Here is a 3,817-nt window from a genome sequence, read left to right on the forward strand (position 1 = left end):
TTGACTAATCACGAGGTCGTCGTAATGCGGAGGAGCGCGGCCTGATCGGCGGATTTTCGCTGTTTTCCGATCGGCTTGCTTTGCATTATTCGGTGCCGAACCTCTGCGGGTCAATCGACCAACAGAGGACTCGCCAATGCCCTATATCCGTCACGAACTAATTGCCGCACTCAATTCCTCCCTTATCAGTCAGCGATACAGCCCGGTCGTGGTGAGGAATTACTGCACCTACGCATCTGGATTTCTCGATTATCTGGGACAGCGGGGCATCCTGGTCGCAGACGTGATCGACGTGCAGGTAGAGCAATACCTGCGGCACGCGATCGTAAAGTTCGAAAAGGAGCGTGGTCGACGTCCCGGCGCACGCTGGCACGAGGTTCCGCGCTCCGGAATTCATGCGCTGTTGCGACTTGCTCACGGTCAATGGCCGCCAGCAATCGAGCCTATCTGCGCGGCCGATGTGGCCCGATTTGCAGTTTGTGACGAATACGAAATCTGGCTGCGTGAGGAACGCGGGTTGGCTCGCTCCAGCGTCGCAGCGCTGATGTGGGAAGCCCGGAACTTTCTTGCCTGGCAGATCGATTACGGAAGCGGCGGCTTGGCGGGGCTGAGCGTCGTTGACGTAGACCGTTACATGGATCTGCGCGCGCCGAAACTGACGCGCTGCTCGCTGAAGTCTGTCGCAGAGCGGCTTCGCTCGCTGCTGCGATATCTCCACATCACGGGTCGCGTCACAACGGACCTGTCAGGGCATGTGATAGCTCCGACGCTTTATGCATATGAAGGAGTGCCCTCAATCCTGGAGCGAGACCAGATCGCCGCGGTGCTGGAAACCGCGAGGGCGGACAAGACGCCAGCGGGGCTGCGGGACCATGCAATCCTGCAACTCCTTGCAACATATGGGCTACGGTCTGGAGAGATCCGCAATCTGCGGATCGAGGACATCGACTGGCGGACGGAAGCCATCCATGTTCGCCACCACAAGACGCGGGCCAGCACATCGCTGCCCCTGATGGAGCCGGTCGGTGAAGCGTTGCTTGCTTATCTGCGTTCCGGGCGGCCCGTGACGGACGCCAGGGAAATCTTCCTCCGCACGCGCGCGCCCTATCGCAAGCTCGACAAGCTTTACAGCGTGGTTCGCCGGTGGCTCCGTGACGCTGGTGTCCAACCGCCTGGTAAGTGTGGACCCCATATCTTCCGCCATGCGCGCGCTGTTGAGATGTTGCGGGTCGCGGTGCCTCAAAAGGTCATCGGCGACGTGCTGGGGCACCGTTCGACGGGATCGACGGCTCCCTACCTCAAGCTCGCCACCGAGGACCTCAGGGCCATTGCGCTTGACGTGCCGGGAATGGAGGTGCTGGCATGACCGCCCGCTGGCCCGATCCCGACCGCGCGATCATTGACCGCCATGTCGCGATCCTTGATCTGCACAGCATGAAAAGCCGAGCCTGTTATCGGCAGGTCCTGCATGGCTTCCAGGATGTGGCCGAACGTTACGATGCACTCGGTCAGGAAGTGCTGATTGCGTGGCTGCGTAAATCGGCCGAATGCTGGGCAGCGACGACGCGGCTACACCGCACCCGCATCATTGACCGGTTCCTCGAACGCCTGGTGGAAATCGGCGCGATCGAACGCAATCCCGTCACCGCTCTGCGAGATGCGTGCAATATCAAGCAGTGCATGCCCATCTGGCGGGCATTGGCGTCGCGGGATCCGGAACAGGCTCTCGCCGAACTGCGCCAGCCCAGGCCGTTCGGCAGCGTGCTGGGCGAAATGATGGCTGAGCATGTCGCGATGATGCGGCGCAGAGGATACAAATACACTTCGCAGCCCCTGTTGCTCTTGCGGTTCGACCGGTTCCTGCAGCTGCATCCGGGACCGGAGGCCGAACCGCTGAGCGCCATGGTTGATCGATGGGCGGCAACGAATGTCACGCGTCACCAAGTGGAGGAATGCGAAAAGCTCAAACGCGTCTTTGCGAAAATCCTTCGTCACCGCGACCCGTCGATACCTGTGCGGCGACCGGACCCGAGACCGAGGAAGGAGGCGGCCAGGCAATGGCGAAAGGCTCATATCTACTCGCCTGCCGACGTGCGGCGGATGCTCGAGGTTGCCCGCACCTATCCGTCTCCACGGGTGCCGCTTCGGCCGCTGAGCATGTACACAATGCTGCTGCTGGCCTATTGCGCAGGCTTGCGGCGCGGCGAGCTTGCCCGGCTCGATCTTGGTGACGTTGACCTGCGGGACGGTACGGTAACCGTCCGGCAGACCAAGTTCTTCAAGACTCGGATACTGCCGCTTCCCGACAGCGTTGTAGTCGAGCTTCGCGCCTACGTCGATGCACGGCGTCGTGCCGGTGGATCACAGGACGCGCGCTCCGGCTTGTTCTGGCACGAGCGAGGCGACGGTCACTACACGCCGGAAATGATCACGTGGTTGCTCTCTGACGTCATACGTCGCGCTGGGTTGAAGCCATTGCGAGGAAAAGCGGGCCCTCGCGTTCATGACCTGCGCCACTCGATGGTCGTGAACAGAATCCTGGAATGGTACCGGACGGGCATCAACCCGCAGGATCGCCTGCCGTTCCTCGCGACCTATCTCGGCCATAGGGATATCAACTCTACATTGGTCTACATCACCGTCACGCAGGAGCTGCTGCATTACGCGAATGAGCGGTTCCGGGCAGTTGGCGCACCGTGCCTCAGCATGGGGCAGGAGATGCGGCCATGAGCAAGGTTGACCGGTTCCCGGCCCTGCTGCGCGCGTTCTTCTACGAATGGCTGGTCGAGCAGCGCAACGCATCCATCCATACAGTCCGATCATACCGCGATACCTGGCGGTTGTTGCTCCGGTTCGTCGCCCAGCGTACTGGGAAGAAGGTGGCTATGATCACGCTGGCCGATCTGGCCGCCAGCGAGGTCGCCGCGTTCCTCAGTCACGCCGAACATGACCGTGGCGGTACGATCGGCACGCGCAACTGCCGGCTTGCGGCGATCCGCAGCTTCTTCCACTTCGTGGCCACAAGGGATCCTGGATCGATCGCGCAATGCGTGGAAATCCTCAACATACCGATCAAGCGCGCTCCGGTGTCGGAACCGAGCTATCTGGATCCGGCGGAAGTGACGGCGATCCTCGCTCAGCCAGATCGTTCGACCATTGAGGGCATGCGGGATCATGCGCTGCTCTCGTTCCTCTACAACAGCGGCGCACGAATACAGGAAGCGCTCGACCTTTGCCCAGAAGCAATCCGGTTCGAAAGCCCGAGTTGCGTGCGTTTGACCGGTAAGGGACGGAAGGAACGTATCTGTCCGCTCTGGCCAGAAACCGTGATGTTGCTGCGGAAACTGCTTGAACGGCAACCACGGGCGCCCGACCAGCGGCTGTTCGTCAACCGCTATGGCGAGCCGCTCAGCGCCTCCGGGGTCCGGTTCAAGCTCGCCGCCTACGTGAAGGCGGCGGCCGAAACCATGCCAACGCTGCGTGCCAAGCACGTAACGCCACACGCCTTCCGGCACGCCACCGCCGTGCACCTCATCTCGGCCGGCGTCGACATTACGGTCATCCGAAGCTGGCTCGGTCATGTCAGCCTCGACACGACCAACCACTATGCCAGGGCCAATCTGGAAACGAAGCGGAAAGCCCTGGAAAAGGTCGCCGTTCCAGCCACACCCGGCAGCCAGCCATCCTGGAAGCGCGATGCCAGCGTGCTCGCCTGGCTCGACACACTCTGAAATAATGCGGAGGAACATCGACAAGAACGGCGAAAATCCGCCGATCAGGCCGCGCTCCTCCGCATTACGACGACCTCGTGATTAGT

The 3,817-nt window shown here is 61.5% G+C and carries 3 protein-coding genes; all 3 read left to right on the top strand.

The features are described 5' to 3' along the window. The first annotated feature begins 136 nt into the window (after positions 1-136). From M0412_RS26350 to M0412_RS26360, 3 genes are read left to right on the top strand one after another with little or no spacing between them, the layout of a single operon-like run. Positions 137-1,366 (top strand): site-specific integrase, encoded by a 1,230-nt coding sequence (locus tag M0412_RS26350; RefSeq protein WP_269704327.1) that lies wholly within the window; start codon positions 137-139, stop codon positions 1,364-1,366. Then, positions 1,363-2,730 (top strand): tyrosine-type recombinase/integrase, encoded by a 1,368-nt coding sequence (locus tag M0412_RS26355; RefSeq protein ID WP_269704329.1) that lies wholly within the window; start codon positions 1,363-1,365, stop codon positions 2,728-2,730. The genes M0412_RS26350 and M0412_RS26355 overlap by 4 nt, the downstream gene beginning before the upstream one ends. Then, positions 2,727-3,731 carry a site-specific integrase gene (locus M0412_RS26360; protein WP_269704331.1) on the top strand — a complete coding sequence of 335 codons (1,005 nt, stop codon included), beginning with the start codon at positions 2,727-2,729 and terminating at the stop codon, positions 3,729-3,731. The genes M0412_RS26355 and M0412_RS26360 overlap by 4 nt, the downstream gene beginning before the upstream one ends. Positions 3,732-3,817: the final 86 nt, after the last annotated feature.

Source organism: Agrobacterium sp. O3.4, assembly GCF_041414895.1.
Taxonomy (GTDB): Bacteria; Pseudomonadota; Alphaproteobacteria; order Rhizobiales; family Rhizobiaceae; genus Agrobacterium; species Agrobacterium cucumeris.

Bases quoted from the DNA above. Each gene is read 5' to 3' on its own strand.
- M0412_RS26350 (WP_269704327.1), top strand. From the start codon at position 137: ATGCCCTATATCCGTCACGAACTAATTGCCGCACTCAATTCCTCCCTT.
- M0412_RS26355 (WP_269704329.1), top strand. From the start codon at position 1,363: ATGACCGCCCGCTGGCCCGATCCCGACCGCGCGATCATTGACCGCCAT.
- M0412_RS26360 (WP_269704331.1), top strand. From the start codon at position 2,727: ATGAGCAAGGTTGACCGGTTCCCGGCCCTGCTGCGCGCGTTCTTCTAC.